We start from the raw sequence: 25,393 nt of genomic DNA, 5'->3' as shown, positions 1-25,393 counted from the left end.
TTCCGCTCGTTCTTTCATCATTGTCCCCTTCTCTCTGCATGTTTGTTACTGCACGAAGCCCACATCACCATCATCTGGACAGCGGATAATTCGGGGGTAAATACGCCGTCGAACACCGGTAATCAGGTGCAGCCAGTGCTGCCAAACCCGGTGATTGTGGATCCGCTACCGGATAATACGGGTATTACGGCTACGACCAGCCCGACACCCGATGAGAAGCATTTTGCGGATTACATTCTAATCCTGCCGGTGCCGGATATTCCGCCGATTTATATCTACCTGAGCAAACAGCCAGTTGAATTTCTGGAGGTGGAGCTGTATAGCGGCGTCAGGGAAAATATGAAGCTGACCATATGCCATCAAGGGCGGCTGTTGACGTTTATTTGAGAGCTAACTATCCACTGCCGGACGATAATGAGATCCTTGCACTGACTGATCAGGATTCCGCAATAGTCATTCCCAAAAGGGTTCACCAGAAGCTCAGTGAAACTTACGGCGACGTAATACACCAACGCAAATCGAACTGGACTCGAGTAACTTGCGTGCTGCGGTGGATCATAATCTGGACGCTATTAAACCGGCGTTGAAAGCGCATGGCGCGACTGAGAGGCAGCAAGAGCGAAAATGCATCAGTAAAACAGAGAGGTCGTTCGGGCCTTCAGCCCGGAACAGAGATGCTGAAGAAACGCTGATCAACATCAGTGCCCGCCTGGTTGATTTGCAGTCCACGCTGGAACTTGTCAGTCGCCTGGATTTTTATTTATTCTGAACGCTGAATGAAGCACGGGAAATTACAGGGCGCTGGCTGAATATAACGGCGAGCGCACCCCTTAATTCCTGAATAACCTTACCTTGGAAGAGTACCGACTGATGACTGAAACGCCGGATATCTCAAAAAGCACCTGGAACTAAAACGGGTGCGCTTATATATTTAGAGCCCCCCAAAATAGACCACTCCATTCATTAATATTAACGACAGACTGTTGGTAACTTTACCATCCGCTCTCGCATTATCTGTTGTTCTGACCTATGAGAATTCATAGGCCATACGCCCTATTAGATATTAACGCTCGCAGGAATATTGGCAGGAATTAACGTCTCGTAAGGATGATATCTTTTTTCGTTTCTGGATTTTATCTTAGCTGAAATAGCACTCAATTCATCCCTGAATTCTACCAATGCGGAATAGATAAACTCATCATCAGATTGATTAAATATCTCATTGCCATTTTTATACACATACTCACCAAGGTACCCGTTATAAACGCCAGCAAGTAGTGTGTATATCTGTATTTTGGCCGCTGCACGGACGGTACCTGGTAGCATGGAAATCCAGTGAGCCTTTGTATTACCGGCAAGGTTGACTGGCTTTTTCTCTGTCAGAGAGCCAACCATTGCCGGAGCATACATCATATGAGATTTTTGTGGGAAGTTTAATGCTGCATGTTGAACTGAAGCTGTAAAAATTATCATCGTTAACACATCAGAAAGATCATCTCTGGTTGAAACAACCCGGAATCCCTTTATTTTACCATTATCTACGATATCCTGCATCCATGACTGAAGCTCATTATCACTGTTTAGCTGAAGGTCGCCAGGATATATCAATGAAATGTATTTTCCAACCCAATTTCGAATAGCATTCCAGAGCAATAATCCATCATCACGATAGGGATAATCAGGAAAGGCTGTTGTGTCAGACACATTTCTATTTTCTAAATCTCTTGGGAGAAAATTTTCATAAAAATCGAAGGACAAACGCATTTCAATTGTCTTATTTGCCAACGTTCCCAGTTCGGCGGCGATTAAGTTGTCGACGAATTTCTGGGGCCCCAGAAGAGCCAGAATGGCATTATGGTTAATCCTGTTTGTTCCTTCAATATGAGAAATAAGTAAACGATAAACTTGATGATCTGTCGTGAAGTTTCTTATAGTTGCAAGAGCGAAAGCTTCGGACACAAGGTGTGTTACACCCAAATGATGGCACAACTGGTGTTCAGCCTTATCAGCCGCGTGAACGACCATTTTCGCCATCTGCCAGCCCCAGCGGTACGTATCATTATCACTCGGACTAAATAATGGATTATCATCTGAAGATGATTGTCCACATTGGATAGCCACAGTTTTAAGTTTCACCGTACCTTTTTGTACCGCAAACATCGCAATCGCCATGTATGAATATCCGATAACTGATTTTGATGAGCTATCACTTTCTGGTTTTTCCACCCCATCTTCGGCGGTGGCACCATCCAGAGTCTCATAATCAATCATATAAATTCTTTTTTCCGACAGCGCATCTGTCAGCGTATCATCATCGCCCATAACCTTCTGATAAATTTCATCTGTTATCGGAAATTTACCTGGAATTTCAACCACACCTTTGATTGCCAGTGGGTTATTACCTGCAACTCGCCAGTAGGCAAAAAAGTCATCATCGTACAAGTATTCAGAAACGAGAGGGCGATCTATCGTTTTATATTGAGAATCATACTTTTCCAGGTCTGTATCGGTGACCACATCACAATATGATCTTACCTTTTCAATCATACGGTAGTATTCATCTTCTGAAAAAAGACTATCTTTACAGAATAAATTCATCAGGTACTTCGCATGCAACTCTCCCATTTTCTCGACATCTGCCAGTTGCTCTTTGGTAGGAGAGATAAGCATGCTCAAATGTGATTGAGTAAAATTCTCTTTCAATTGTTTGACAAGAGACAAAAGCTTATCAGTGTATGAATTTCTGGGGTGAAATTCATCAGGAAGATCCCGAGACGTTGGATAATTGTACATGGGCACCCCATTTAGTGGGGATAGGTTTGTGGTCCAATCATAGTTCAACATATTCACTTTCCCATTCTAATTTTTTCTTTGATAGAAAATCGTTATGAAAAAAATATACGATAATAGCTTTCCAAATGCTGTTATTACAGCATCTGCAACCGTTTCAGGTAGATGTCCTGGATTTAGCGCCAGCCGCATAAGGTCGGCAAATTCAGAACCATCATTGACACCATTAACGGAAGTTACCGAGGCAATAAGCTCCGGATGAGTAGCCGCCACATAGTGGCAAGCCAACGGGCCCTGGTTGTGATTAATCAGGTTTACTTTTTCAGCGCCGGTTTCTGTAAACATCTGCTGTATAAACTCCAACAATTGCTCACCGCGGAGTTCATTACTATTAATTGCTGACAGCATCGCTGAATATACATTTACTCCGACCTTCCGAACACTTTTTCGATGCCGTGAAAAAAAGATATACTTCGGCAATTTTATCGAAACCCAAAAGGCTATGGACAAGTATGATGGGGTACTTTAATGATCATTCAAACATATAATATTCCTTATTGCGGTTGGCTGAAAAAAAATAACCCCCGGTATTGGTAATCCTGGAAAATCATTCAGAAGGCCGAGTATTGAAAAATAGCCTTGAATTATTCAAACTATTCAAAAAATATGGAATGGCGATATGCATCGACAGGTTCTCCCAAAAAAATAAACTGAGCCACTTCATGTGTAGAGACAGCAATAATATCAAGCGCTGCCTTATAAGTGATATCGTTTTCTGTTATAACACCCAGAGTAAAAAATATCTATCTACCATATGGCTTATATCTTTCACATTACTAAATCCTTTTGGAATATATATCAACAATGAGGCATAAATAATACATCCATTCTGATATGATTCAGTTGTGCAGAGGCGCGTTATAAAGCCCGTGACCTGCTCCCCATTGATTAATACACCGCGATGTTAGTAATGTTTTCATATGACCCTGACCCCGAATATGATCCAGTCGTAATCAGGAATAACCGTGCAGCTTCGTAGTGCCCGAGCTCTTCATGAAGACGCGTCGCTGTATCCAACGCTCAGGCATTTGCTGGTGCCATTCCGTCGGGATCGTGCATTGTCACTGGGTTATTCTGTACAATCCTGAACAGATTCAGCCCGTCCACCGTGCCTGTCGGATCTGCGGAAAGCCATCTGCCCGTCCACGGCTGGTAATAGCGGTAGCCGTAGTAATACAGCCCGGTTGCGTCCTGCTTCTTGCCGGAATAACGAATCGTTTTGTAATCTACCTCCAGCTGGCTGCGCGCGGCAAATAACGCAGTACCGCCGAACGGGTACTCCTCCTGGCTGATAAGCTCGCCACTTGCATCCATTTCCAGACTGCCGCTGCCGGTGAGGTTGTCGTAGCTGTAACGAATCTGATTATTGGCGAAACCGGTGTGCAGGCCGCTTTCCCAGTGCAGCACCCGTACCTGTGCGCGACCGGCAACGCCGACGGTTATCACCTTGAGAGTTTCCGCGCTGCTGGGCAGATAAATCACCCGTTTTTCACCGCACTGGGGCAACTTGCGCGGCTTGCGCTCGCGGAGTGGCAATCGCAGTTGCTTATTCCGGTGGCGCAAAAACCGCTGTTTCGCTAAATAGTGGCTGACAAGCTGACCGGCAAGATTGTGGCTCTGTTCATCCACTGAATTCCCACTCCAGATAAATCGTTCAGAGACTTTTCCCTGCCCGGTAATACTGAGCAACCGCCCCGGCAGGCCTGCCGCTTCATACTGAAAAGTGCGGGTAACGGCGGCGGTGCGGTCATTCTCTGAACGAATATTGCTGACCTGCAAAAACGCCCGCCCGGAAGCGTCATTCAGGGCAATCGTGGTTCCGGCATCCGCGCTCTGCGTACGCAGCGGCGCGCCGTTCAGGTCGGGGAGATAACTGAAATTCACCCGCCCGGCGGCATCCAGGCGCGGGTCAGCACTTTGTGATGGTAAACCGCGCGCGTCAAACTGATGGCGGGTGATGCGCTCGTCGGTGGTGTCCGGCGTTTCCGGATGGCGGTGATAAACGATGTCACGCACCGCCAGGCCACGGTTATCCAGCACCGTGACCTGGGGCGTTTTACTGTAAAGGGATGTGCTCATAAGATTCTCCGCTTAAATTGTCTACTTTTTCATCAAATGCAATAAAGAGTATAAGCGGAGAAACAGGAACAGCGGGCTATGAGCGAACGGCCCGCGTCAGGCCAGAATACGATCGGCAACTAACATGCCGGTCGCCATTTGCAGATTGATGTATTGTGCCAAATCACGCTGTTCCGGGCGCGGCAGATACGGCAATTCACCGACCAGCGGCGCGGGCAGCTTTTTGCTCAGCACATTGATAATTTCGGCATAGTGCGCAAGCCCCGGATTGATGCGGTTCGCCACCCAGCCAATCAGCGGTAAGCCGTCACTGGCGATGGCCTGCGCGGTCAGCAAGGCGTGGTTAAGACACCCTTCCTGAATACCCACCACCATAACCACCGCCATCTGCTCCTGCACCACCCACTCCGAAAGCGGGCGTAAGTCATTCATTAAGCTACGCCAGCCGCCGGTGCCTTCCACAACGACGTGATCGACGCGATCGCAGAGATCAGCCAGGCCATTCGATAACAGGGTGTAATTGATGGGGCAACTGTGCGCGACGCTGCTCTCTTCTTCGCTTAATGCGATGGGGTTGACCGCCTGGTAAGGCAGCTCCAGTGACGAAACGCTTTGCAACACCAGCGCGTCTTTATTGCGCAGCCCTTCCGGCGTCTCTTTGCTCCCTTTGGCAACAGGCTTGTAACCCGCCACCGTTTTACCACTGGCTGCCAGCGCCTGGAGTAGCGCGCGGGACGCCACTGTCTTCCCGACAGAAGTGTCTGTACCCGTTACAAAGAAACGCTTAAGCATCACTCATCCCACCGTTGTTCTACGAAAATATAAACCAGGAAAATAATTCAGTGGGGAAAGTCTAAGGTAACTGCCTGGGGGCAAGATTGAGGTAGCGCAATTTTTATGGCAACAGTGTAAAAATGTTACCCCTGCAACAAACGGATAAGTAAAGATCCGTTATACATCGCGTCTTTTACCAGCGCCGCACCGGCCATGGTGCCCTGGTTGGTAAATTGCGTGCTTTCCACGCTAATGTGCTGGCTGTATGCGGGCAACGCCTGCTGGCGAATGCACGCGGCAATGGCGGGAAAAAGCACGTCTGCCGCTTTGCTGAGCGGCGATCCAATCAGTATTTTTTGCGGGTTGAACAAATTCACCATGATGGCCAGAATGCGTCCAATGTTCGCACCCACGCCGCTAATGATATCTTTCGCCAATAAATCGCCCTGCTGCGCAGCCTGGCAGAGCCACTCCACGGTCAGCGGTTTTTGGTGCAGCATCGAACTCATTGACTGGCTCATGCGCAACTGCGCCAGTTCCAGCACGCTCTCGACCCTGGCGATGGTTTCAAGGCAACCGTGGTTGCCGCAATAACAGCGTTTGCCGTAGGGATCAACCTGCGTGTGGCCAATCTCCACCAGGCTGCTGCTTCCCGCATGCAACAAGCGCCCGTCAGTAATCACCCCCGCCCCCACGTTGTGATCGATAACCACCTGGATCACATCCCTTGCTCCGCGCGACGCGCCAAACAGGGCTTCGGCCATCGTCCATGCGCTGATGTCATGCTGGACATACACCGGCACGCCAGTGTGCTTTTCCAGCGCTTCACCCAGCGGCATATCTTTAACATCGTCATAAAAGGGCATGCGATGAACGATACCGTTTTCGGTATCAATAATGCCGGGCAGCGTAATCGCGATGGCGGTCAAACGTTCCAGTTTGTTCTGATGGCGGGTAAAGAAGCGGTCAATATGCAGAATAATGCGATCCAGCAGCGGTAGTTCATCCACCAGCGCTAACTCAAGGCGGTCTTCGACGACCAGTTTGCTGCTCAGATCGCGCAGGGAAAGAAAGATCTCTTCCCGGCTGATGCGCAAAGAAAGGTAGTGCCAGGCTTCGGTCTCAACCACCAGCCCGACCGCCGGACGCCCGCGGCTGCCAGGCTCCTGGATTTCCGTCTCCTGCACCAGGTGGGCTTCGAGCATTTCACGTACTATTTTCGTAATACTGGCCGGAGCAAGTTGCGCCAGGCGTGAGAGATCGATGCGCGATACCGGGCCAAGCTGATCAATCAGGCGGTATACCGCCCCCGCATTGGTCTGCTTTATTTGATCAATATGCCCAGGCTGACTATCAGCAACCACCTCTGACTCCCTTATTTTCACGCTTCGAAATAAACGTTCGGCTATGGTGAAACACTTCACTGGTCGCCGTCAAATATTTACCCCGGCGTGTGATTTACAGCACATTTTGCAATGACTTATGTGCAAAATTTATCCGTCAGCAGCGGTGATCAACTGCTGCTTAAAGCGGGCGGCAGCGCTGCCCTGCTCATGATGTTTTGACCAGACTAACCACATTTCTGATACCGCATCCGCTTCAATAATCGGCACCCAGCGCATTTCCGTTAGCTGCACACGCCGGAATGACGCCGGTAAAATCGACACCCCTAACCCGGCCGCCACCAGGCCGATAATGGTCATCGCTTCGCCCACTTCCTGCGTAATGGTTGGCGCCAGCTGATAACGGCGCATCAGGCCGAGGATCTCGTCATACAGACCGGTACCGACATGCGGATCGAAAAAGACAAACGGCTCCTGTGCCAGTTCCACCAGCGACACCGCCGAACGCGCCGCTAAAGGATGATCTTTGTGGATCATCGCCAGCAACGGCTCACGCAGGATCACATCCCAGGCCAACGTCTCCGGCAACGGCGTGTTACGCATCAGCCCCAAATCCAGCAACCCTTCATTGAGCGGCGAGATCTGTTCACGGGTATTGATTTCGCGCGTCTGGATATGCACATCCGGGTAACGCTGGCGGAACGAAGAGAGCGTGTCGGAGACCGCTTTTATGAACGGCGCGGAGGAGGTAAAACCAATGCGCAGCTCCCCGGTTTCCCCCTGGTGTAGTCGCATGGCGCGTGCGGCGGCTTCATCGACCTGGCTTAAAATTTGCCGGCTATCTGCCAGAAACTGCCGCCCGGCAGGCGTGAGTGACACACTACGGTTGGTGCGGGCAAGCAAGCGCGCACCAACTTGTTGTTCAAGGATCTGGATTTGCTGGCTTAACGGCGGCTGCGAGATATTCAGCCGCGCCGCCGCATGACCAAAATGCAGTTCCTCGGCAACGGCAATAAAGTAACGTAAATGACGCAGTTCAATATTCATATTTAATACATATTATTTGAGATTATTAATATATTAGACGGAATATTGCCACTTTCATACCCTTAGCGACGTGGTAAGCCCGTCACCAAAATCACGGGTATAAAACGTTAAGGATCTCCAGTGAGTCGTACAACAACCGTTGACACCGGGCCGGCAAGCGTCGTCGACGAAAAACCAGTCTCTTTGCCGGGACAATTTATCAAACGTGGTACTCCCCAATTTATGCGCGTCACGCTGGCGCTCTTTTCCGCCGGGTTAGCGACATTCGCCCTGCTGTACTGTGTTCAGCCCATTTTACCGGTGCTGTCACAGGAGTTTGGCGTCTCTCCGGCCAGCAGCAGTATTTCCCTCTCGATCTCCACCGCCATGCTGGCGATTGGTCTGCTGTTTACCGGCCCGCTTTCGGACGCCATCGGGCGAAAAAAAGTGATGGTCACCGCGCTGCTGCTGGCATCGTGCTGCACATTATTGTCAACCATGATGACCAGCTGGCACGGCATCCTGGTGATGCGCGCGTTGATTGGCTTATCGCTGAGCGGCGTTGCGGCCGTTGGCATGACCTATTTAAGCGAAGAGATCCACCCCAGTTTTGTTGCCTTCTCAATGGGGCTGTATATCAGCGGCAACTCCATCGGCGGCATGAGCGGACGTCTGCTGAGCGGCGTGTTTACCGACTTTTTTAACTGGCGTATCGCGCTGGCGGTGATTGGCTGCTTTGCGCTGGCTTCCGCGCTGATGTTCTGGCGGATCCTGCCCGAATCACGCCATTTCCGCCCAACCTCGCTGCGGCCAAAAACGCTGTTTATCAATTTCCGCCTGCACTGGCGCGACCAGGGATTGCCGCTGTTGTTTCTGGAAGGCTTTTTGCTGATGGGCTCGTTCGTCACCCTGTTTAACTACATCGGTTACCGCCTGATGCAATCGCCGTGGATGCTGAGCCAGGCGGTGGTGGGGCTGCTTTCCGTTGCCTATTTGACGGGCACATGGAGTTCGCCGAAAGCCGGTGTGATGACCAATAAATACGGGCGCGGGCCGGTGATGGTTGGCGCTACTGCCATCATGCTGCTGGGGTTGTTGCTCACGCTGTTCTCAACGCTGGGGCTGATTTTCATCGGTATGCTGCTGTTTACCGCAGGCTTCTTTGCCGCCCATTCCGTTGCCAGCAGCTGGATTGGCCCGCGCGCGCGACGCGCCAAAGGCCAGGCCTCGTCGCTCTACTTATTTAGCTACTATCTCGGCTCCAGCGTGGCAGGGACATTAGGCGGCGTGTTCTGGCACAGCTATGGCTGGAACGGCGTCGGCGGTTTTATCGCCGCCATGCTGGTGATTGCCATCCTGGTGGGAAGCAGGCTCCACTCTCGCCTGCACTGATGCCGCGATAGTTAACGGCCCTGCGCATGCAGGGCTTTTTTTTACTCTGTGCTTGTGTGTGTTAAAACAGACTCAAAATCGACGCCGCGCCCATTAATTCCCGCACCGCATCAAGCGCCAGCAGAGCAAATATTACCCAGACAAAAGGATTCATAATATTACTGCGTTACGCGTTGGTATTGGTTATTTAAATAGATTATTCCTATTATGATACAGTTCAGGAAAAGTATTGAATAACTACTACTTTTAGGTGGTTACACGATCACACGCTAAAAATCAGAGGCATTATGGACAAGCATAACTATCACCAGCTCACCCGCACTTTCCTGCGCCTGTCGCGCTTTTCCCACCTCGCTTCGATTGCCAGCTGGGATATGTTTGCCATGATGCCGCCAGGCGGTAGCGCAGCACGCGGCGAAGCGCTGGCAGAGTTAAGTGTCCTGCGCCACCAGATCCTGACCGATAAACAGGTGGGCGAGTGGATCGCCAACGCGCAGCAAGAAGATCTGGACGATATTGAGCAGGCCAACCTGCGCGAAATTGAACGGCACTACCAGGAAGCGGCACTGCTGCCGGAATCGCTGGTTGAAGCGCAGTCGCTGGCGGGCAGCAAATGTGAGCACGCCTGGCGCACGCAGCGTCCGGCCAATGACTGGACAGGCTTTTCAGCCAACCTGAAAGAGGTGGTTAAACTGGCGCGTGAAGAGGCCAGACTGCGGGCCGCCGCGAAAGGGTGTTCACCGTACGATGCGCTGCTGGATAAATTCGAGCCGGATATGACCAGCGCCCGCCTTGATGAACTGTTTGGCGAAGTAAAATCCTGGTTGCCGGATCTGCTGAAAAAAGCGGTGGCAAAACAGGAGCAGCAAGCATTGATAGCACCGCAGGGGCCGTTCCCGATTGCCGACCAGCGTGAACTGGGTTTGCAGGCGATGAAGGAACTCGGTTTCGACTTTAACGGTGGGCGGCTCGATGTCAGCGCCCATCCTTTCTGCGGTGGCGTTCCGGAAGATGTGCGTATTACCACGCGTTACGATGAAAATGAGTTGTTGAGCGCGCTGTTCGGCGTGGTACATGAAACCGGCCACGCGCGTTATGAACAAAATCTGCCGCGCAGCTGGCCGGGGCAGCCGATTGCGCTGGCGCGTTCCACGGCGATTCATGAATCACAAAGCCTGTTCTTTGAAATGCAATTAGGCCGCAGCGAGGCTTTCCTGCGCCGCCTGCAACCGGCCATTATTGAACGTTTCGGGATGCAACCAGCGTTTGAAGCGCGCAACTTTGTCGCCTGGAACCAACGCGTAAAACCGGGTTATATCCGTGTCGATGCGGACGAAGTGAGTTACCCGGCGCATGTGATCCTGCGTTATGAGATTGAACGCGCGCTGATCGACGGCGAGATTGAGGTTGACGATATTCCGCGGTTGTGGAATGAAAAAATGCAGGCCTGGCTGGGGCTTTCCACCGAAGGCAACTACCGCAACGGCTGTATGCAGGACATTCACTGGACCGATGGCGGCTTTGGTTATTTCCCGTCGTATACGCTCGGTGCCATGTATGCCGCGCAACTGTTCCACGCCGCGCGAACCGCGCTGCCAGGGCTGGACGAGGCGATTGCCGCAGGCGATCTTACGGCGCTCTTTGACTGGCTGCGACAAAATATCTGGCAGCACGGCAGCCGCTTCAGTACCGCGCAGCTTATTCAGAATGCCACCGGCGAAGCGCTAAACGCCGACTATTTCCACCAGCATCTTCTCCGCCGTTACCTCTGATACACCCGCGCCGGAGCGGCAGTTCCGGCGTGGTTCCTCGCTCTGTACATTACGTTACACGCCGAAACCAATCACTCACGGAAGGCGTTTAATTACAGGGATATAGTTCTTTCAACGGCCCCGCAGTGGGGTTGAATGAAGAAACCAATTCGAGGATATCGGAATGAAAAAAGTATTAGCTCTGGTTGTTGCCGCTGCTCTGGGTCTGTCTTCTGCTGCTTTCGCTGCTGACACCGCTACTTCTACCCAGGCTCCGGCTGCTGCTCCGGCAGCAACGACCGCTGCACCGGCTGCCACCACTAAAGCTGCACCGGCTAAAAAAGTGCACAAAAAACACAAAAAAGCCGTTGAGCAGAAAGCTCAGGCCGCAAAAGTGAAAAAACATCACAAAAAAGCAGCTAAACCAGCTGTAGAGCAGAAAGCTCAGGCTGCGAAAAAACACCACAAAAAACACGTTAAACACACTGCGACCAAACCGGCTGCACAACCGGCTGCATAAGTAAACGTGTCTGATACCGGCGTTCGTATCAGAACGCTGTGACAAGTCGGCGCTGAACCCTTAGGGTGAAGCGCCGTTTTTCTCTGGAGGGCCTATGATGCTGCGACGTTATCGTTTTGAAGTCATTCTGGCGATGTTAATCATCTGCGCACTGATTGCCGTCCGCTTTTATCTTTATTAATGTAGCACGCTGATTTTACTCCCACTTTCTGCTTGTCCCGTCTATATTTGTTTACCTGGGCTTACGTTAATAATCATAATTACCCCACCAGAGTGTGATATGCGAAAAACCGTTGTGCTGTTGCTGGGACCGCTGTTTTTGTTTTCCGCTGTTGGACATGCTGACGATGGCGGCGATGACGCGATAAGCGCCCGTGATGTGAAAACGCTCTTTTTTGGTCATGATGACAGGGTGCCTGTTACTACCCCTACCAAAGCGCCGTGGGATGCGATTGGTCAGTTGGAAACCGCCAGCGGCAATCTGTGCACAGCTACGCTTATCTCGCCGCACCTGGCATTAACCGCCGGGCACTGCCTGTTAACACCGCCGCGCGGCAAAGCGGACAAAGCCGTAGCGCTGCGCTTTGTTTCGCAACGAGGCAGCTGGCGGTATGAAATTCACGGTATCGAAGGCCGTGTCGATCCGTCGCTCGGCCACCGCCTGAAAGCCGACGGCGATGGCTGGATTGTTCCCTCTTCTGCCGCGCCCTGGGATTTCGGGCTGATCGTGTTACGTTATCCCCCTTCCGGCATTATGCCGCTGCCGATCTTTGTCGGCGATAAAGATGAACTCACCGCCGCATTAAAAGCGACCGACCGTAAAGTCACGCAGGCGGGCTATCCGGAAGATCATCTTGATAGCCTGTTCAGCCACCAGGACTGTGTCGTCACCGGCTGGGCGCAAAATAGCGTATTGTCACACCAGTGCGATACGCTGCCCGGCGACAGCGGTTCGCCACTGATGTTAAAAACCGATGCGGGCTGGCAGTTGATTGCCGTACAAAGCTCGGCGCCGGCGGCGAAAGATCGCTGGCGCGCCGACAACCGCGCCATTTCGGTTACCGGTTTTCGTGACAAACTGGAAGCGCTGGCAAAAGAGGCAGACGAGTAATTCAGCCCTTTCGCAGCAAAGGTAACTGCAAAATATCCTTAATCGGCATCGGTTCGCTGAAATAGTACCCCTGCAGCTGGTCGCAGCCGGCCAGCCGCAGCAGCTTCATCTGCTTCTCGTTTTCCACACCTTCCGCCACCACCTGCATGCCCAGCGCGCTGGCAATACGGATCGTACCGCTCACCAGCGCCGAGGCTTGTTCGTCATCATCCACCAGCCCGGCCAGCGATTTATCAATTTTGATGGTGTCGAAATTAAAGCGCCGCAGGTAACCAATACTCGAATAACCCGTCCCGAAATCATCCAGCGCAACCGCCGTGCCCAGCGCTTTCAGATTGGCGATGGCCGAACGGGCGCGCTCCGGGTTTTCCAGCACGTAGGTTTCCGTCACCTCCAGTTGTAAGCGGTGCGCCGGAAACAGGCAGGTTTCCAGTACCCGCGCCACTTTGTCTTCAAATTCCGGGTCGCGAAATTGCGCAGGCGAGATATTAACCGACAATTTCAGATGATTAAGCTGCTGCAAATCGCTGCAGGCGCGGCGCAGCACAAACTGTCCGAGTGCGTAGATAAGCCCGCTGGTTTCGGCGACCGGGATAAAGTCATCCGGCTTGAGTTCGCCATCCGGGCGGCGCGGCCAGCGCGCCAGCGCTTCAACGCCAATCATCGTCTGGCTTTGCGCGTCGACAATCGGTTGATACCAGACATCAAACTCATCGCGCTCCAGTCCGTCACGGATGTCATTCTCAATCATTAATTGCCGTTCACGCGCGCTGTTCAGCTCTGCGTCATAGTGGGTCATTCGCGCTTTGCCGGTAATTTTCGAGTGATACATGGCGATATCCGCGCGGCGAAACAACTCTGAACTGGAGCACTCCAGCAGCGTACCGCTGGCAATACCGATGCTGGCACCAATATGGATAGTACGTTTGCCAATGCGCACGGGCATCTCAAGGTAGCGCAACACGTTATGCGCAAAATCGTCGGCTTTTTCCAGTGACCACGGGCCGCTGAGCGTCATGGCGAATTCATCACCGCCCATTCGCGCCAGCATGCCGCCGGTCGGCACTTTCTGCCGTAGCGTATCGGCGATTGTCACAATCAACCGGTCACCAACATCGTGGCCATATATGTCATTCACGTCTTTGAAGCCGTCGAGATCGATAAACACCACGCTGATCATTTCGGGATCGCCCATTGCGCTCAGGTTATCGAGATGTTCAATCAGCGCGCGGCGGTTAGGCAAACGGCTCAGCCAGTCCGTCAGGGCGATTTTGCGCGCCAGCTTTTCCCCACGCGCCAGTTTGTAAAGCCCGGCGCTGCTGAGGGCGATAAACAGCAGGATCAACCCCGCCGCTAACGCGGCTATCTGGCGGATATTGGCCGCAGCCGCCTGCGCGGCCTCCGCGCCGGGTAAATGCGGCGTCCAGCTCAGATATCCCAGCGTTTCACCTGCCGAACCGCGCAGCGGTATGCTGGCTACGCCGGCATGTCGCGCCTGCAAGCGCAAGTCATCAATCTGAAAGGTCGTTCCCAGATCGCTGAGGAGCTTCGCATTGAGATGGCGGGTGATCACCAGGTAGCGGCGCGTCTCGTCATAAACGTTAAGCCGCCCGCTCGCCGGGCGAATAAGCCCGATACTGACAAATGCCACCCCTTCGCGCGTGCGGGTGATCCCCGCGAAAACCTCTTTTCCCGCGCGCAGCGGCTCGCTGTTATCACGAATCAGCGCGGCCAGTCCGTCACCAAAAAACGCCAGATTAGGCCCGGTAAAAGGCTGGCTGCGAAACGCCCCCCACAGCACGGCGAACTTCTCATCCAGCACAAAGGTACCGTCGTACAGGTTATTGATTTTAAAACCCGAACCCCAGGTGCTGTATAACCATGCGCTATCCAGCTGAGGACGATACGCTTCTTTAACCGCTTCATCCCAGACAGCGTTATCAATGACCAGCGACCGGGTCCGGTTTACCGCCGTTTGAATCGCCCCCTGCACAGACAGCGCGGTGCGGTGTTCATCAATTTCATTGGCCTTAGTGCTAATGAGGTGCAGCGAAAGATAAAGCAGCGCGACGACGGAAACAATCAGTCCGATGCCGGCCATAAAGAGCATGACAAACAGCGTCCTTGCCGTGGGGAGATTGCGCCAGCTTAACGGATTAAACATTGGCCGTCCCTTACTGGTGTCGAGGGAAACAGAGGTGTGGGGAGATAGTATCCTAAGCCTGATACCGCCCGCGAATTTCATTGCCCACAAACGTGGGCAACTTAACATTAGGCGAGTTTTATCAGTGTCATACCGACAATCAGCAGAGCCAGACCAAGCCAGCCTTTATAATTCAGGCGCTGCCCAAAGAGCACCCAGCCGGCGGCGAGCGTGGCGACAATGCCAAACCCGCCCCACAGTGCATACGCCACCGCGAGATCGATACCTTTCACCGCCTGCGATAAGGCGCTAAATGCCGCTAACACAGCGAAAAGGGAAGCGAAACCATACCACTTGCGGCGAAAACCGTCTGAGAACTTTAAAAAGATGTTCGCCGCGATCTCCAGCACAATCGCCATTGCCAGCCACAGGCCGTGAACCCACTCAAACTGCAGCATGGTTACGCTCCTGACGCACGGCTTTGCGCGTCCCGGATTTGATTAACACAATGCCCAGTACCAGCGTAGCCAGACCGGCGGCTTTCAGCATCGATAATGGTTCATCGAAAAGAAAGACGCTACAAATAGTAATTATGAATATGCCAACGCCTTCCCATAATGCGTACGCCACGCCGAGGGCTATTTTTTTAACCGCGAATGACAGAAAAATATACGACAGCGCAATCATCACCAGCATTAAAATAAAACCGGTGTGACTATCACTAATACTTGCCCATTTCATCGACAACGTGCCGGTTATTTCAGCAACAATTGCCAGGGCTAATAAAATCCAGTAAATCATTTTTTTCTCCTGCTTGAGAACATACTTTCCTGCGGCTTACCGAACGACGGGAAACCGGAAAAACAACGATGTCAGCCGGGCACAACGTGCCAGCTCAGGCAGAGAGAAAACTACAGCGCAGAGCGCCAGTACTGGTCATCTGCCAACAGGCAGCAGGAAGAAAACGGGAGGGAAGAATCAGGTTTTAAGACGCTGAACAGAATGTCCATATAATTACAATTATCCGCAAATTGCTTCTCATCGTAGCGGGAATAAATTGTCCTCAGTAGTTAAACACCGCCCTTTTTTATCACAGGCTAAGATTTTACTCAAAGTCTTTGCACTTCTTTACGACAAACAAAAACGCCGCCATAAATTTCCAGACGGCGTTTTTAATATTATTACGCTTGTTTTTCTGTATTCGCCCGCGACTGCGCCAGCAAATTCCATGAGGTAATAAACAGCGCGGCAATCATTGGCCCCAGCACAAAACCGTTAATGCCAAAGAACTGCAGCCCGCCGAGCGTAGTAAGCAGGATCAGGTAGTCCGGCATGCGGGTATCTTTGCCCACCAGCAGCGGGCGCAACAGATTGTCAGCCAGCCCCACCACAATCACGAAGTAGAGTGTCAGAACGGTCGCCGTGACCAGCTCGCCGGTTGAATAGAGAAAGATCACCGCCGGGACCCAGACAATCGCTGTCCCCACTGCCGGGATCAGCGACAAAAACGCCATTAACGTCGCCCACAGCAGGCTGCCGTTGAACCCGGCAAACCAGAAACCGATACCGCCCAGCGCCCCCTGCACAATGGCCACGACCAGCGTGCCTTTTACCGTTGCGCGCGCCACACCGGCGAATTTCAGAAACAGGCGGCGTTTGATGGTCGCCGACAGCGGCACCACGTCGTAGATTTTGCGCACCAGTTCTGCGCCATCTTTCAGTAAAAAGAACAGTAAATAGACCATCAAACAGAAGCCGACCGTAATTCCCAGCGTACCTTTGCCGATCAGTACCGCGCTGCCCGCCAGATAGCGCCCAACGCTCAGCGCCACGCCGGAGAGTTTTTCGCGGATCGCGGCGACCGAATCGAAATCATTTTCACGCAGCGAATTTTTTGCCCACTCCGGCAGATGCGCGATCCCGTCGCTTAACAACTGCGGCAAATCGGTGCCGTTATTCTGCAACCGCTGGTACAGACTATTGACCTCCACGGCGATCGAGGAGAGCACCATCATCAACGGAATAAAGACAATCACGCAGATCAGCAACACGGTGATAAGCGATGCCACGCCGTTACGTCCGCCGAGCAACGCCGATAAACGCATGCGCAGCGGGTAAAAAATCAGCGCCAGGATCACCGCCCAGATAATGGCGGAGTAGTAAGGCTGGATCAGGCTGAAAAACGCCAGACTGACCAGTAATAACAGAATGATAAAAAAGAAATTATTACTTTTAAGTGTCGTCATCCGGGACATCCAATGGGGAAACTGCCCACCAGTGTAGAGCGTTACCCATTGATTGTAAAAACAGAGCCGCCTCCGGTGGCAGCGCCGTTTCGCTGTCAGGGTGCCATCACGGCGACGTTGTTGTCAGCGCCCTCAACGGCGCATTCACCCATTTGTTTTACCTGTGCCAGAAGATTTTCTATCTCAGAAAAAGCTAATGCTTTGGAAAAATACCAGCCCTGTGCACAGGATTCCGGCAAATTGCCTTGCAAAAAAAGATGCTGCGCTTCATTTTCGACGCCTTCGAAAACGATAATGCGTGGCATATCTTTAAACATGGCGATAAGACCGGGCAGAATATGGCGGTTAATGGACTGTGTACCGATAGAATCCGTTATTGATTTATCAATTTTTATTTCATCTACATCCAGCATGGACAGCCATTTTAAATTGGAATAACCGGTACCGAAATCATCCAGCGCAAATAACACGCCATGCTCTTTATATAAACATATTGACTGCATAATATCTTCTATGCGGCCACTCTGCCTTTCAGTGATTTCCAGCATGATATGTTTCCCTGCCACGCCTTCTTGTTGCAGGGTATCGATAAGCCGCTGATAAAACGTTTTTGAACAGATATCTGAACAACTGACGTTTATGCTTAGCGTGATATCTTTTTCTCTCAACGCAGCACCGCACTCTTTGATCGCATGTTCAACCACGTAGAGACTTATCTTATTAATTAAACCATTTTCTTCTGCCAGCGGAATGAAAATATCCGGGCCGATATTTCCCATCTGTTTATCATTCCAGCGCAACAGCACTTCGACACCGATGATGCTTTTATCTTTTACCCGGTACAGCGGTTGATAAACAAAATGCAACTCTTTATTAATAATGGCATTTTCTAATCGGGTTAATAATGACTGGTTCTCATGCTGATTTTTATTGATTAACGCGCCAATAATCAACCCCACCAACGAGGCGACGCAAAATAGGAAAAGAAGAATATAGCCGTTGTTATTAAACACGAAAGAGTGTCTGACGCCAGCCACAACGCAGATATCATGCCGCGCATCACATGATTTTTCAGTAATAAAAAAGAGTTCATGCACTTTACCATGCTCTATATTTTCGAGCAGCGATGTATTATTGCCTACGCGGAAAAAATGTTGTTTGTGGTTGTAGTCTCCGACCACCGCATTAAAACCCCAGCGGATAGAATCTTCGCGAAAACGGGTGAAAGCGAAAGGTGACACTGTAACAGAAAAATTATTATTATAAACGACATCCGCAGTGATATTGCTCTCAATCAGTGCATCAAACACCCATGTATAACTGCCTCTGCTCACTTTGTTTTTGAACACATTGAGAGACAACGGCGCAGCATATTTCCCCCACAGCGCGGAACAGATTATTCTGCCGTCTTCAACATAGCCAATATCTTTGATCAGCGGATAAGGCCATAAGCGTTTTCTTAACGCGTGCAAATAGGGATCGCTACACGGGGTGTAGACGGAAAACTCTTCGCGTAATGCGTTGATTTCGCGGACCTGAAGAATAATATTATCGCTGCGGGCAAGTATCGATTCGGCATAATCTTCTACTTTTTCCTGGATAAAAGCATAGTAGGCGACTTGCGCAACAATATAGAAAAAAGCAAAAGATAATAATAACGCTGCTATATATATGGAAACGCCTTTTTTCAGCACCTTTATCATTTTGAATACCTTTATGCAGACCACCCCGCGCTGGCGGTCTGCCTGTCATCAATCCCTTTTGCAGAAAATTATTGGCAACATCCTGGTTACTTTATCGCTTCCGGCGCTGAAAAATCCTGCATGCGCCCCACTCTCCTTATCGGCGCTTTTGGCATTTACTTTAAAGACATCTCGCCCTGGCGCGTGATGTCCCCTCCTGGCACCTCCATTAATGGCGTCTTTCTTTATCCAGCAACAGGCTGAACGCCGCCGGTAAAACGGTAAGCGTCACCAGCGTGGCGACAACCAGCCCGCCGATAATTGCATAGGCCATTGGCCCCCAGAACACCTGATGTGAAATCGGGATCATGCCCAGAATGGCGGCACATGCCGTCAGCATAATCGGGCGGGCGCGGTGTTCGGCGGCAGCCACAATCGCCTCGTTCGCGGCCATCCCCTGCGCCAGATTGCTGTCCACTTCGCTTATCAAAATGACGGCGTTGCGAATAATCATCCCCGCCAGCGCAATCACGCCAAGCAAGGCGACAAACCCCATCGGCGTGCCGGTCGGCAGCATCGCCAGCACAATGCCAGGCAAACCAAAAGGTGCCATCAACAGCGCCAGCAACATGCGGGAAAAACGCTGCAACTGGAGCATTAACAACACCAGCATCACGATAAGCGTCACTGGTAGCACCGCGTAAACCGAGCCGTTCCCCTTTGCCGATTCCGCTACCGTGCCGCCCTCTTCGATCCGGTATCCTGCAGGCAGTTGCGCACGCAGTTTATCCACCGCCGGGCGCAGGCCAGCCGACAGGTTTTCGGCACTCACGCCGGGCGCCAGATCGGTTTGCACCGTAATAAACGGCAGCCGCTGGCGACGCCAGATAACCGGATCGTCCACGCCCCAGCGCACGGTTGCCACTTCGTTCAGCGGAATTTTCGTGCCGTTAGCGCCAGGCAACATCAGTGTCGATAACGTGCCGATATCCAGCCGTTCACGATCGTTGCCACGGAGAACCACATCCACCAGCCGATCATTATCCCGCACCGTGGTTACCGTACGCCCGGACCAGACCGTATTCAGCATTTGTGCAATGCTCTGCGACGAAACCCCTGCCGCCCGCGCCGCAGTCTGGTTCACCTGCAACGTGATGGTTCTTTCCGGTTCACCGGCGGTCAAATTCACTTCGCGGGCAAGCGATGAAGTGCCAATGTCACTCGCCAGCCGACGCGCGAACTGTTGTACCCTGGCATAATCCGGCCCGCTCACCCGGTATTTCACTGGCCACCCTACCGGCGGCCCTAACTCCAGCGGCGAAACGCGCGTGGTAAACCCAGCGAACTGGCTTTCCAGCACGCTGTCCAGTTGCTGGCGCAGGCGATCGCGCGCCGCTAAATCTTTTGCCACCACCACCAGTTGCGCCGTGTTTTCGTTATCGCGCAGGACATCCATCGGCAGATAAAAACGTATCGCGCCGGAGCCGACATAGGTCGTGTAGTGATCAATATCCTTGTTACCGTTCAACACCTTTTCCAGCCGTTCGACTTGCCTTTCTGTTTCCAGTTGTGCGGTATTAGCGGGCAGCGACAGGCTGACCAGCAATTCGGGGCGATCCGAGGCCGGGAAAAACTCCCCGTGCATTCGGGTGGCACCCACGCACGCCAGCGCCAGCGCCACCACCGCGAGGCCAATGGTCATTAAGCGGTGGCGCAGCGCGCGCGCCAGTAAGACCTGGTAGGCACGCGCCAGGCGTCCGCTGCCTTTGCGGTGGCTTTCTATTCTGGCGGGCAGCAGCCAGGCCCCGGTCAACGGCGAGAACAGGATCGCCACCACCCATGAGCAAAGTAGCGCTATCAGCACCACGGCAAATAACGAAAAGCAGTACTCCCCGGCGCTGGAGGCGGCAAACCCGACGGGAATGAAACCGGCGATCATCACCAGCGTCCCGGTAAGCATAGGAAACGCGGTGGTTTTAAAGGCGTAGGTAGCGGCGCTTTTGCGCGATTCGCCGGCTTCCAGCCTGGCGACCATGGTTTCGACGGTGATCATGGCATCATCCACCAGCAGGCCAAGTGCAATGATCAGCGCGCCCAGAGAAATCCGCTGCAAGCCAATACCGGCCAGCATCATTCCGGCAAACGTCATCGCCAGCACCAGCGGGATGGCGGCGGCCACCACCAGCCCTGCCCGCATCCCCAGCGAGACAAATGAAACAGCCAGCACAATCAGCACCGCTTCGACAAGCACACGCACAAAGCCGCTAACCGCATCACTCACCACCGCGGATTGATCGGCGACTTTTGTCATCTCTATACCGTGGGGCAACTGGGTTTTAATCTCTGCCATCCTGGCGTTGAGCGCCTGGCCGAAACGCAGCATGTTACCGGTGGAGGCCATGGAAATGGCCAGCCCCACCGCAGGCTGACCGTTGACACGAAACACCGGCGCTGGCGGTTCGGCGAGCTGGCGGCTCACGGTGGCGATATCGGTCAGGGGAATATAGCGATCGTTGATATGCAGGGTAACCGCCCGCAGGCTCTCTTCCGTAGTCAGCGCGCCGCTAACCCGCAGCGCAACGTTATCCTGCCCGGTACGAATAATCCCGGCTGGCTCGACGGCATTTTGTGCATTGAGTGCATCGCTCACCTGCTGGATATCCAGCCCCATGCCAGCCAGTTGGCGGGGAGAAAACGCAATGACGATCTGCTCCTGCTGTTCGCCCAGCAGAGTGATTCTGCCAATATCATGCACTGACATCAGGTCGCGGCGAATATCTTCCACCCGATCGCGCAGTTCACGCGCCGTGTAGCCCTCCGCCGTGAAGCCATAAATCGTGCCGAACGTATCATCAAATTCGTCATTTACCGCCGGTCCCTGCACACCCTGCGGTAGCGAAGGCGCAATGTCCTGCATCTTTTTGCGCACCTGATACCAGATGTCCGGCACTTGCGCCGGCGGGGTGTCATCGCGCAGATTTACATAGATAACGGCGCTGCCTGCCCGGCTTTCGCTTTCGATGTAATCCAGCCACGGGATCTCCTGTAATTTTTTTTCCAGTACATCCGTGACCAGCCGGGTAGTGTCGGTAACCGTCGCGCCTGGCCACTGCGCCGAGACCACCGCCGTCTTGATGGTAAACGCCGGATCTTCATTGCGCGGCAGGTTTTCATAACAGAGGATGCCGGTGGCGATAACCAGCATCATAAAAAAGCTCACCAGTTGCTGGTGTTCAAGCGCCCAGGCAGAAAGATTAAAGCGCGGTTTGGTTTCAACGGACCTCATGGCTGCAGCTCTCCCGGCGTCACTTTTTCACCGGCGCGCAGTTTGCTTACGCCTGCGGTGATAACCCGGTCACCCGCACTGATGCCGGTTGCAATCACCGCAGACGAGGCGGTGTAGCTCGCAAGCGTGACCGTCCGAAGCTGCGCCTGCGACTGTTTGTCGATGACAAAGACCGCCGGCTGGTCGCCGACGCGGCTCAACGCCGAGGCGGGCACCACAAAGCCGGGCGATGTCGCCACCGGAATATCAACGGTGGCGCTGGCACCCAGTGCCATCGCCGCTGGTGGGGACTGAAGCGTCAGCCTGACCTGCCATGTGCGCGTTTGCGGATCGGCCTGCGGGCTGATATCACGCAATACGCCGGTGGTTTTCTGCGTGGGATCGGCCAGCAGCGCGACCGAAAATAGGTGCGTTCTTACTGCCTGCGCGGGCAGTAATTGCGGATCGGCGATAGCAAAAACCACATCGCGCGCGTCGCTGGTCGCCAGCGTGAAGATGCTTTCTCCGGCGCTGACCACTTGTCCTGCAGAGGCGCTAACGCGGGTGATAACGCCATCGGCAGGCGCGGTCAGTTGGGTCCAGGCCAGATTATCCCGGGCATTGCGCACTGCTGCAGCGCTGCTTTTAAGGCGGGATGCGGCAGACTGCCAGTCGGCACGGGCGCTATCAAGCTGCGTGCGGGCGATCGCGCCGGAGGGCATCAGTTTCTGCATCCGGTTCAGGTTCAGCGCGGCAAGCTGTTCGGCGGCGCGGGCGCTTTCCATATCGGCGGTGGCGCTGGCCAGTTGGTTCTTGCCGGTTTCACTTTCCAGCGTGGCGAGCACCTGCCCGGCATGTACGCGCGCGCCGATATCCACCTGCCGGCTGACCATGCGGCCATCCAGCCGGAAAGCCAGCACCGTTTCATCATGGGCGTGGATCTCGCCGGTTCGTACCGTGCCCGGATTCGGCGACGCCTGCGCGACTACCAGATAACGCACAGGCCTGGGCGGTGCGGCGTGGTCTGTTTTTTTCTCTCCGCACCCCGTCAACAGCGGAATGACCGCCGCCGTAACCAGTAATGGAAGCAGAGCGAGGAAGGATAAAGCGCGTGCCGCATTAAAAAGGTGGTGCAGGCTTTGACGAAAATAATCGGTGAATTGTTCTGACATGACGCCACTCCGGATCGGTAATGGCGCCATTTAACGCGGCGTGCGTCGAGAATCACTCCACGTTTCGTCAAGAATTCATCAAGAGTGCAATTTTTTTTCGCCGCGACCATCCACAGGGAGATTGATGCTGATCCGTAATCCGCCTTTTTCGGGCAGCGCCGCGCTGATACTGCCGCCGTGGGCAACACATATCGCCCGCGCGATAGAAAGCCCCAGCCCGCTGCCGCCGGAATGCCTGGCGCGGGAGGTTTCCGCGCGGGTAAAGCGATCGAACATGATTGGCAGAAAATCGCTTTCCACGCCCGGTCCGTCATCCTCAAAATCGATCCGCCACGCGCTCCCCTGCTGACTGAGGTGGATCGCAAGCTGGCCGCCCCGCCGGCCATAGCGCAGCGCATTTTCCATCAGCACGATAAAGACCTGCCCCAGCCGGAACGCATCGCCAGTAAACAGCGAAGAGGAACGGGACGTCAGCGCCATAGCTATTCCTGCGGCATCAGCCTGCGGTTTCAGCCAGGCGAGCTGCTCGGCTAACAGATCTTCCAGCGACAGCGGCTGAAGATTAAGCGTCAGTTGACCGGCATCGGCCAGCGAAAGCAGATGCAACTCATCCGTGAGGCGGCTCAGGTGCTGTAGCTGTTTCATCACCATCCCCAGTTGTTGCTGGCTGGGTTCAAAGACGCCATCAAGCATCCCTTGCAGGCGACCAATGGCGGCGGTGAGCGGAGAACGCAGCTCGTGCGCCATCGCAACGTGCGACGCGCGCAACTCCCGGTCGTAGCGCGCCAGCTGGCGGGTCATGTCATTAAAATCGCTGACAAAACGTACCACTTCGGCGGGCGCATCTTTTACCAGATCCGCCTGGCGGCCAAATTCGCCTTGCGTGACTTCATCGGCCGCTTCGCGCAGGTGGCTGAACTGTAAAGAGAGTGGCCGGGCGTAACGTAGCCCCATAATCACAATAAAGGGGATCATCACCAGTACCAGCACGCCCACCATGATCCAGTCGGCCGAGGCGATGGAGGGCTTCGAATAGCTTATCCCCCACCATTTATCGACGATCTCATGGAAACGCACCGGGTTCGCCTGCGGGTTGTCCAGCAGGGCGAGGTACTCCGCTTTCACCGCAGACGGCATATCATGCAAAACCCAGAAGTTTTGCACGGCGCAACGCAGCCACATACACAGGGCAATGACAATAACAGTGCCGATAGCCAGCGCGATGATGCGCGCGCAAATCCAGCGCCACAGCGATTGATGAGCACGATTTTTCATGGCTGGCGGAACCTGTATCCAATACCACGCACATTCGCTAAAACGCCGGTAACACCCGCGTTTTCCAGCTTTTTGCGCAAGTTGTAGACATGCGTATCGACCACGCGCTCCAGCGCTTCGCTCTCCGGCAAACAGTGTTCCAGCAAGTGCTGGCGGGAAAACGGCAATGTCGGGTGGCGCATCAGCGTTATCAGAATAGAAAACTCCGTTGGCGTCAGTTCCAGGCTGCGCACACTGTTTTCAGCCTTCGTGACCGTTGCGGTAATGGCGACAGTATCCACCTCCAGCGTCTGCCAGCGGAGCACCTCTTCCTGCGTGTTCGTTCGTTTACTGCGCCGCAGCACCGCCTGCACGCGTGCCACCACTTCGCCAGGGTGATACGGTTTCACCACATAATCATCGGCCCCGTATCGCAGCGCCCCTATGCGCTCAGAAGTATCCCCCATGGCGGTGACCATGATCACCGGGACATCGTTAATGCGCCGCAGCGCCGCCAGCACCTCGGTGCCGTTCATGCCCGGCAACATGATATCCAGTAAGATCAGATCGGGTTTCCAGCGCTGCGCCATGTCCAGCCCTGTCAGCCCATCTCCGGCCAGCGAAACGTCATAGTTTTCACGTCGCAGATAGGCTTCCAGTACGCTGGCCGCATCGGCATCATCTTCAATCACAAGCACTCTACGGGATATCATTTGCTTACCTTGACCATTTCTTAATAATTCCCTGACCGTTTATTGATATGACCTGTCTATATTCCTTGTCAG

20 protein-coding genes and 3 pseudogenes are annotated in these 25,393 nt (G+C 53.3%); 7 read left to right on the top strand and 16 right to left on the bottom strand.

Translation table 11 applies throughout. The annotated features are described in order from the left end of the window. Nucleotides 1–42 precede the first annotated feature (42 nt). The gene (locus O3S68_RS04820) at nt 43–387 is read left to right on the top strand and encodes an S-type pyocin domain-containing protein (RefSeq protein ID WP_269230908.1); all 345 of its coding nucleotides are present in this window, start codon (nt 43–45) and stop codon (nt 385–387) included. A 361-nt stretch (nt 388–748) separates the two neighbouring features. After that, nucleotides 749–912: pseudogene (locus tag O3S68_RS04815) on the top strand (IS3 family transposase); the annotation flags it as partial. A gap of 144 nt (nt 913–1,056) precedes the next feature. Here O3S68_RS04815 and O3S68_RS04810 read toward each other — a convergent pair. The 3 genes and pseudogenes from O3S68_RS04810 to O3S68_RS24265 all read right to left on the bottom strand — a co-directional run. Next, on the bottom strand, nt 1,057–2,793 hold the full coding sequence (locus O3S68_RS04810; protein ID WP_269230907.1) for a lipoxygenase family protein: 1,737 nt from the start codon (nt 2,791–2,793) through the stop codon (nt 1,057–1,059). Nucleotides 2,794–2,859: 66 nt separating this feature from the next. Beyond that, complete coding sequence (locus tag O3S68_RS04805; protein ID WP_269230906.1) at nt 2,860–3,198, bottom strand: esterase/lipase family protein; 339 nt, start codon at nt 3,196–3,198, stop codon at nt 2,860–2,862. 684 nt (nt 3,199–3,882) lie between these two features. Further along, nucleotides 3,883–4,338 (bottom strand): annotated as a pseudogene (locus O3S68_RS24265) (RHS repeat-associated core domain-containing protein); the annotation flags it as partial. Here O3S68_RS24265 and O3S68_RS04795 point away from each other — a divergent pair. Beyond that, nucleotides 4,330–4,431 (top strand): annotated as a pseudogene (locus O3S68_RS04795) (Tat proofreading chaperone DmsD); the annotation flags it as partial. The pseudogenes O3S68_RS24265 and O3S68_RS04795 overlap by 9 nt on opposite strands. Before the next feature lie 594 nt (nt 4,432–5,025). Here the strand turns inward: O3S68_RS04795 and bioD are convergent. The 3 genes from bioD to O3S68_RS04780 form a co-directional block, all read right to left on the bottom strand. Then, nucleotides 5,026–5,721, bottom strand: a complete 696-nt coding sequence (gene bioD / locus O3S68_RS04790) for a dethiobiotin synthase (protein WP_045513380.1) — start codon at nt 5,719–5,721, stop codon at nt 5,026–5,028. Between the two features lie 125 nt (nt 5,722–5,846). Beyond that, on the bottom strand, nt 5,847–7,067 hold the full coding sequence (gene mlc, locus O3S68_RS04785) for a sugar metabolism global transcriptional regulator Mlc (RefSeq protein ID WP_269230905.1): 1,221 nt from the start codon (nt 7,065–7,067) through the stop codon (nt 5,847–5,849). A gap of 129 nt (nt 7,068–7,196) precedes the next feature. Then, nucleotides 7,197–8,093, bottom strand: coding sequence for a LysR family transcriptional regulator (locus O3S68_RS04780; RefSeq protein WP_016496212.1), 897 nt, complete (start codon nt 8,091–8,093; stop codon nt 7,197–7,199). Between the two features lie 120 nt (nt 8,094–8,213). Here O3S68_RS04780 and O3S68_RS04775 point away from each other — a divergent pair, with 120 nt between their 5' ends. Next, entirely contained in the window at nt 8,214–9,464 is a 1,251-nt protein-coding gene (locus tag O3S68_RS04775) for an MFS transporter (RefSeq protein ID WP_016496213.1), read from the top strand. A 61-nt stretch (nt 9,465–9,525) separates the two neighbouring features. On the opposite strand, the gene O3S68_RS04770 is transcribed toward O3S68_RS04775, so the two are convergent. Continuing rightward, entirely contained in the window at nt 9,526–9,618 is a 93-nt protein-coding gene (locus O3S68_RS04770; RefSeq protein ID WP_016496214.1) for a KPN_01571 family protein, read from the bottom strand. 133 nt (nt 9,619–9,751) lie between these two features. Here O3S68_RS04770 and O3S68_RS04765 point away from each other — a divergent pair, with 133 nt between their 5' ends. The 3 genes from O3S68_RS04765 to O3S68_RS04755 all read left to right on the top strand — a co-directional run bounded on the left by O3S68_RS04765 (nt 9,752) and on the right by O3S68_RS04755 (nt 12,846). Beyond that, entirely contained in the window at nt 9,752–11,236 is a 1,485-nt protein-coding gene (locus tag O3S68_RS04765; RefSeq protein WP_269230904.1) for a carboxypeptidase M32, read from the top strand. A gap of 163 nt (nt 11,237–11,399) precedes the next feature. After that, on the top strand, nt 11,400–11,735 hold the full coding sequence (asr, locus tag O3S68_RS04760; RefSeq protein ID WP_016496216.1) for an acid resistance repetitive basic protein Asr: 336 nt from the start codon (nt 11,400–11,402) through the stop codon (nt 11,733–11,735). Nucleotides 11,736–12,015: 280 nt separating this feature from the next. Next, a complete protein-coding gene (locus tag O3S68_RS04755) occupies nt 12,016–12,846 on the top strand; it encodes a trypsin-like serine peptidase (protein ID WP_269230903.1) in 831 nt (276 codons plus the stop codon). Between the two features lies 1 nt (nt 12,847). Here O3S68_RS04755 and O3S68_RS04750 read toward each other — a convergent pair whose 3' ends face one another. The 9 genes from O3S68_RS04750 to O3S68_RS04710 all read right to left on the bottom strand — a co-directional run bounded on the left by O3S68_RS04750 (nt 12,848) and on the right by O3S68_RS04710 (nt 25,321). After that, a complete protein-coding gene (locus tag O3S68_RS04750; RefSeq protein WP_016496218.1) occupies nt 12,848–15,010 on the bottom strand; it encodes a putative bifunctional diguanylate cyclase/phosphodiesterase in 2,163 nt (720 codons plus the stop codon). 107 nt (nt 15,011–15,117) lie between these two features. Beyond that, a complete protein-coding gene (mdtI, locus tag O3S68_RS04745) occupies nt 15,118–15,447 on the bottom strand; it encodes a multidrug/spermidine efflux SMR transporter subunit MdtI (protein ID WP_016496219.1) in 330 nt (109 codons plus the stop codon). Then, nucleotides 15,434–15,790: a multidrug/spermidine efflux SMR transporter subunit MdtJ gene (gene mdtJ, locus O3S68_RS04740; RefSeq protein WP_269230902.1), complete on the bottom strand. Its 357-nt coding sequence runs from the start codon at nt 15,788–15,790 to the stop codon at nt 15,434–15,436. The genes mdtI and mdtJ overlap by 14 nt, the downstream gene beginning before the upstream one ends. Before the next feature lie 380 nt (nt 15,791–16,170). Further along, entirely contained in the window at nt 16,171–17,235 is a 1,065-nt protein-coding gene (locus O3S68_RS04735) for an AI-2E family transporter (protein ID WP_016496222.1), read from the bottom strand. A gap of 95 nt (nt 17,236–17,330) precedes the next feature. Next, a complete protein-coding gene (locus tag O3S68_RS04730) occupies nt 17,331–18,938 on the bottom strand; it encodes an EAL domain-containing protein (RefSeq protein ID WP_016496223.1) in 1,608 nt (535 codons plus the stop codon). Nucleotides 18,939–19,146: 208 nt separating this feature from the next. Then, nucleotides 19,147–22,203 carry an efflux RND transporter permease subunit gene (locus O3S68_RS04725; RefSeq protein ID WP_269230901.1) on the bottom strand — a complete coding sequence of 1,019 codons (3,057 nt, stop codon included), beginning with the start codon at nt 22,201–22,203 and terminating at the stop codon, nt 19,147–19,149. Next, nucleotides 22,200–23,354 (bottom strand): efflux RND transporter periplasmic adaptor subunit, encoded by a 1,155-nt coding sequence (locus tag O3S68_RS04720; RefSeq protein ID WP_269230900.1) that lies wholly within the window; start codon nt 23,352–23,354, stop codon nt 22,200–22,202. The genes O3S68_RS04725 and O3S68_RS04720 overlap by 4 nt, the downstream gene beginning before the upstream one ends. Nucleotides 23,355–23,432: 78 nt before the next feature. Then, nucleotides 23,433–24,629 carry a sensor histidine kinase gene (locus O3S68_RS04715; RefSeq protein ID WP_269230899.1) on the bottom strand — a complete coding sequence of 399 codons (1,197 nt, stop codon included), beginning with the start codon at nt 24,627–24,629 and terminating at the stop codon, nt 23,433–23,435. Further along, nucleotides 24,626–25,321: a response regulator gene (locus O3S68_RS04710; RefSeq protein WP_269230898.1), complete on the bottom strand. Its 696-nt coding sequence runs from the start codon at nt 25,319–25,321 to the stop codon at nt 24,626–24,628. Before O3S68_RS04710 ends, O3S68_RS04715 begins: the two co-directional genes overlap by 4 nt. Between the last annotated feature and the right edge of the window lie 72 nt (nt 25,322–25,393).

This window comes from Kosakonia sp. SOY2, assembly GCF_027109175.1.
Lineage (GTDB): Bacteria > Pseudomonadota > Gammaproteobacteria > Enterobacterales > Enterobacteriaceae > Kosakonia.
This window is presented reverse-complemented; position numbering and strand designations above follow the sequence as displayed.

Excerpts from the sequence above, each read along its gene's own strand:
- O3S68_RS04810 (WP_269230907.1), bottom strand. The coding sequence starts at position 2,793 with ATGTACAATTATCCAACGTCTCGGGATCTTCCTGATGAATTTCACCCC.
- O3S68_RS04805 (WP_269230906.1), bottom strand. The coding sequence starts at position 3,198 with ATGCTGTCAGCAATTAATAGTAATGAACTCCGCGGTGAGCAATTGTTG.
- bioD (WP_045513380.1), bottom strand. The coding sequence starts at position 5,721 with ATGCTTAAGCGTTTCTTTGTAACGGGTACAGACACTTCTGTCGGGAAG.
- O3S68_RS04780 (WP_016496212.1), bottom strand. The coding sequence starts at position 8,093 with ATGAATATTGAACTGCGTCATTTACGTTACTTTATTGCCGTTGCCGAG.
- O3S68_RS04770 (WP_016496214.1), bottom strand. The coding sequence starts at position 9,618 with ATGAATCCTTTTGTCTGGGTAATATTTGCTCTGCTGGCGCTTGATGCG.
- O3S68_RS04765 (WP_269230904.1), top strand. The coding sequence starts at position 9,752 with ATGGACAAGCATAACTATCACCAGCTCACCCGCACTTTCCTGCGCCTG.
- asr (WP_016496216.1), top strand. The coding sequence starts at position 11,400 with ATGAAAAAAGTATTAGCTCTGGTTGTTGCCGCTGCTCTGGGTCTGTCT.
- O3S68_RS04755 (WP_269230903.1), top strand. The coding sequence starts at position 12,016 with ATGCGAAAAACCGTTGTGCTGTTGCTGGGACCGCTGTTTTTGTTTTCC.
- O3S68_RS04750 (WP_016496218.1), bottom strand. The coding sequence starts at position 15,010 with ATGTTTAATCCGTTAAGCTGGCGCAATCTCCCCACGGCAAGGACGCTG.
- mdtI (WP_016496219.1), bottom strand. The coding sequence starts at position 15,447 with ATGCTGCAGTTTGAGTGGGTTCACGGCCTGTGGCTGGCAATGGCGATT.
- mdtJ (WP_269230902.1), bottom strand. The coding sequence starts at position 15,790 with ATGATTTACTGGATTTTATTAGCCCTGGCAATTGTTGCTGAAATAACC.
- O3S68_RS04735 (WP_016496222.1), bottom strand. The coding sequence starts at position 17,235 with ATGACGACACTTAAAAGTAATAATTTCTTTTTTATCATTCTGTTATTA.
- O3S68_RS04730 (WP_016496223.1), bottom strand. The coding sequence starts at position 18,938 with ATGATAAAGGTGCTGAAAAAAGGCGTTTCCATATATATAGCAGCGTTA.
- O3S68_RS04725 (WP_269230901.1), bottom strand. The coding sequence starts at position 22,203 with ATGAGGTCCGTTGAAACCAAACCGCGCTTTAATCTTTCTGCCTGGGCG.
- O3S68_RS04720 (WP_269230900.1), bottom strand. The coding sequence starts at position 23,354 with ATGTCAGAACAATTCACCGATTATTTTCGTCAAAGCCTGCACCACCTT.
- O3S68_RS04715 (WP_269230899.1), bottom strand. The coding sequence starts at position 24,629 with ATGAAAAATCGTGCTCATCAATCGCTGTGGCGCTGGATTTGCGCGCGC.
- O3S68_RS04710 (WP_269230898.1), bottom strand. The coding sequence starts at position 25,321 with ATGATATCCCGTAGAGTGCTTGTGATTGAAGATGATGCCGATGCGGCC.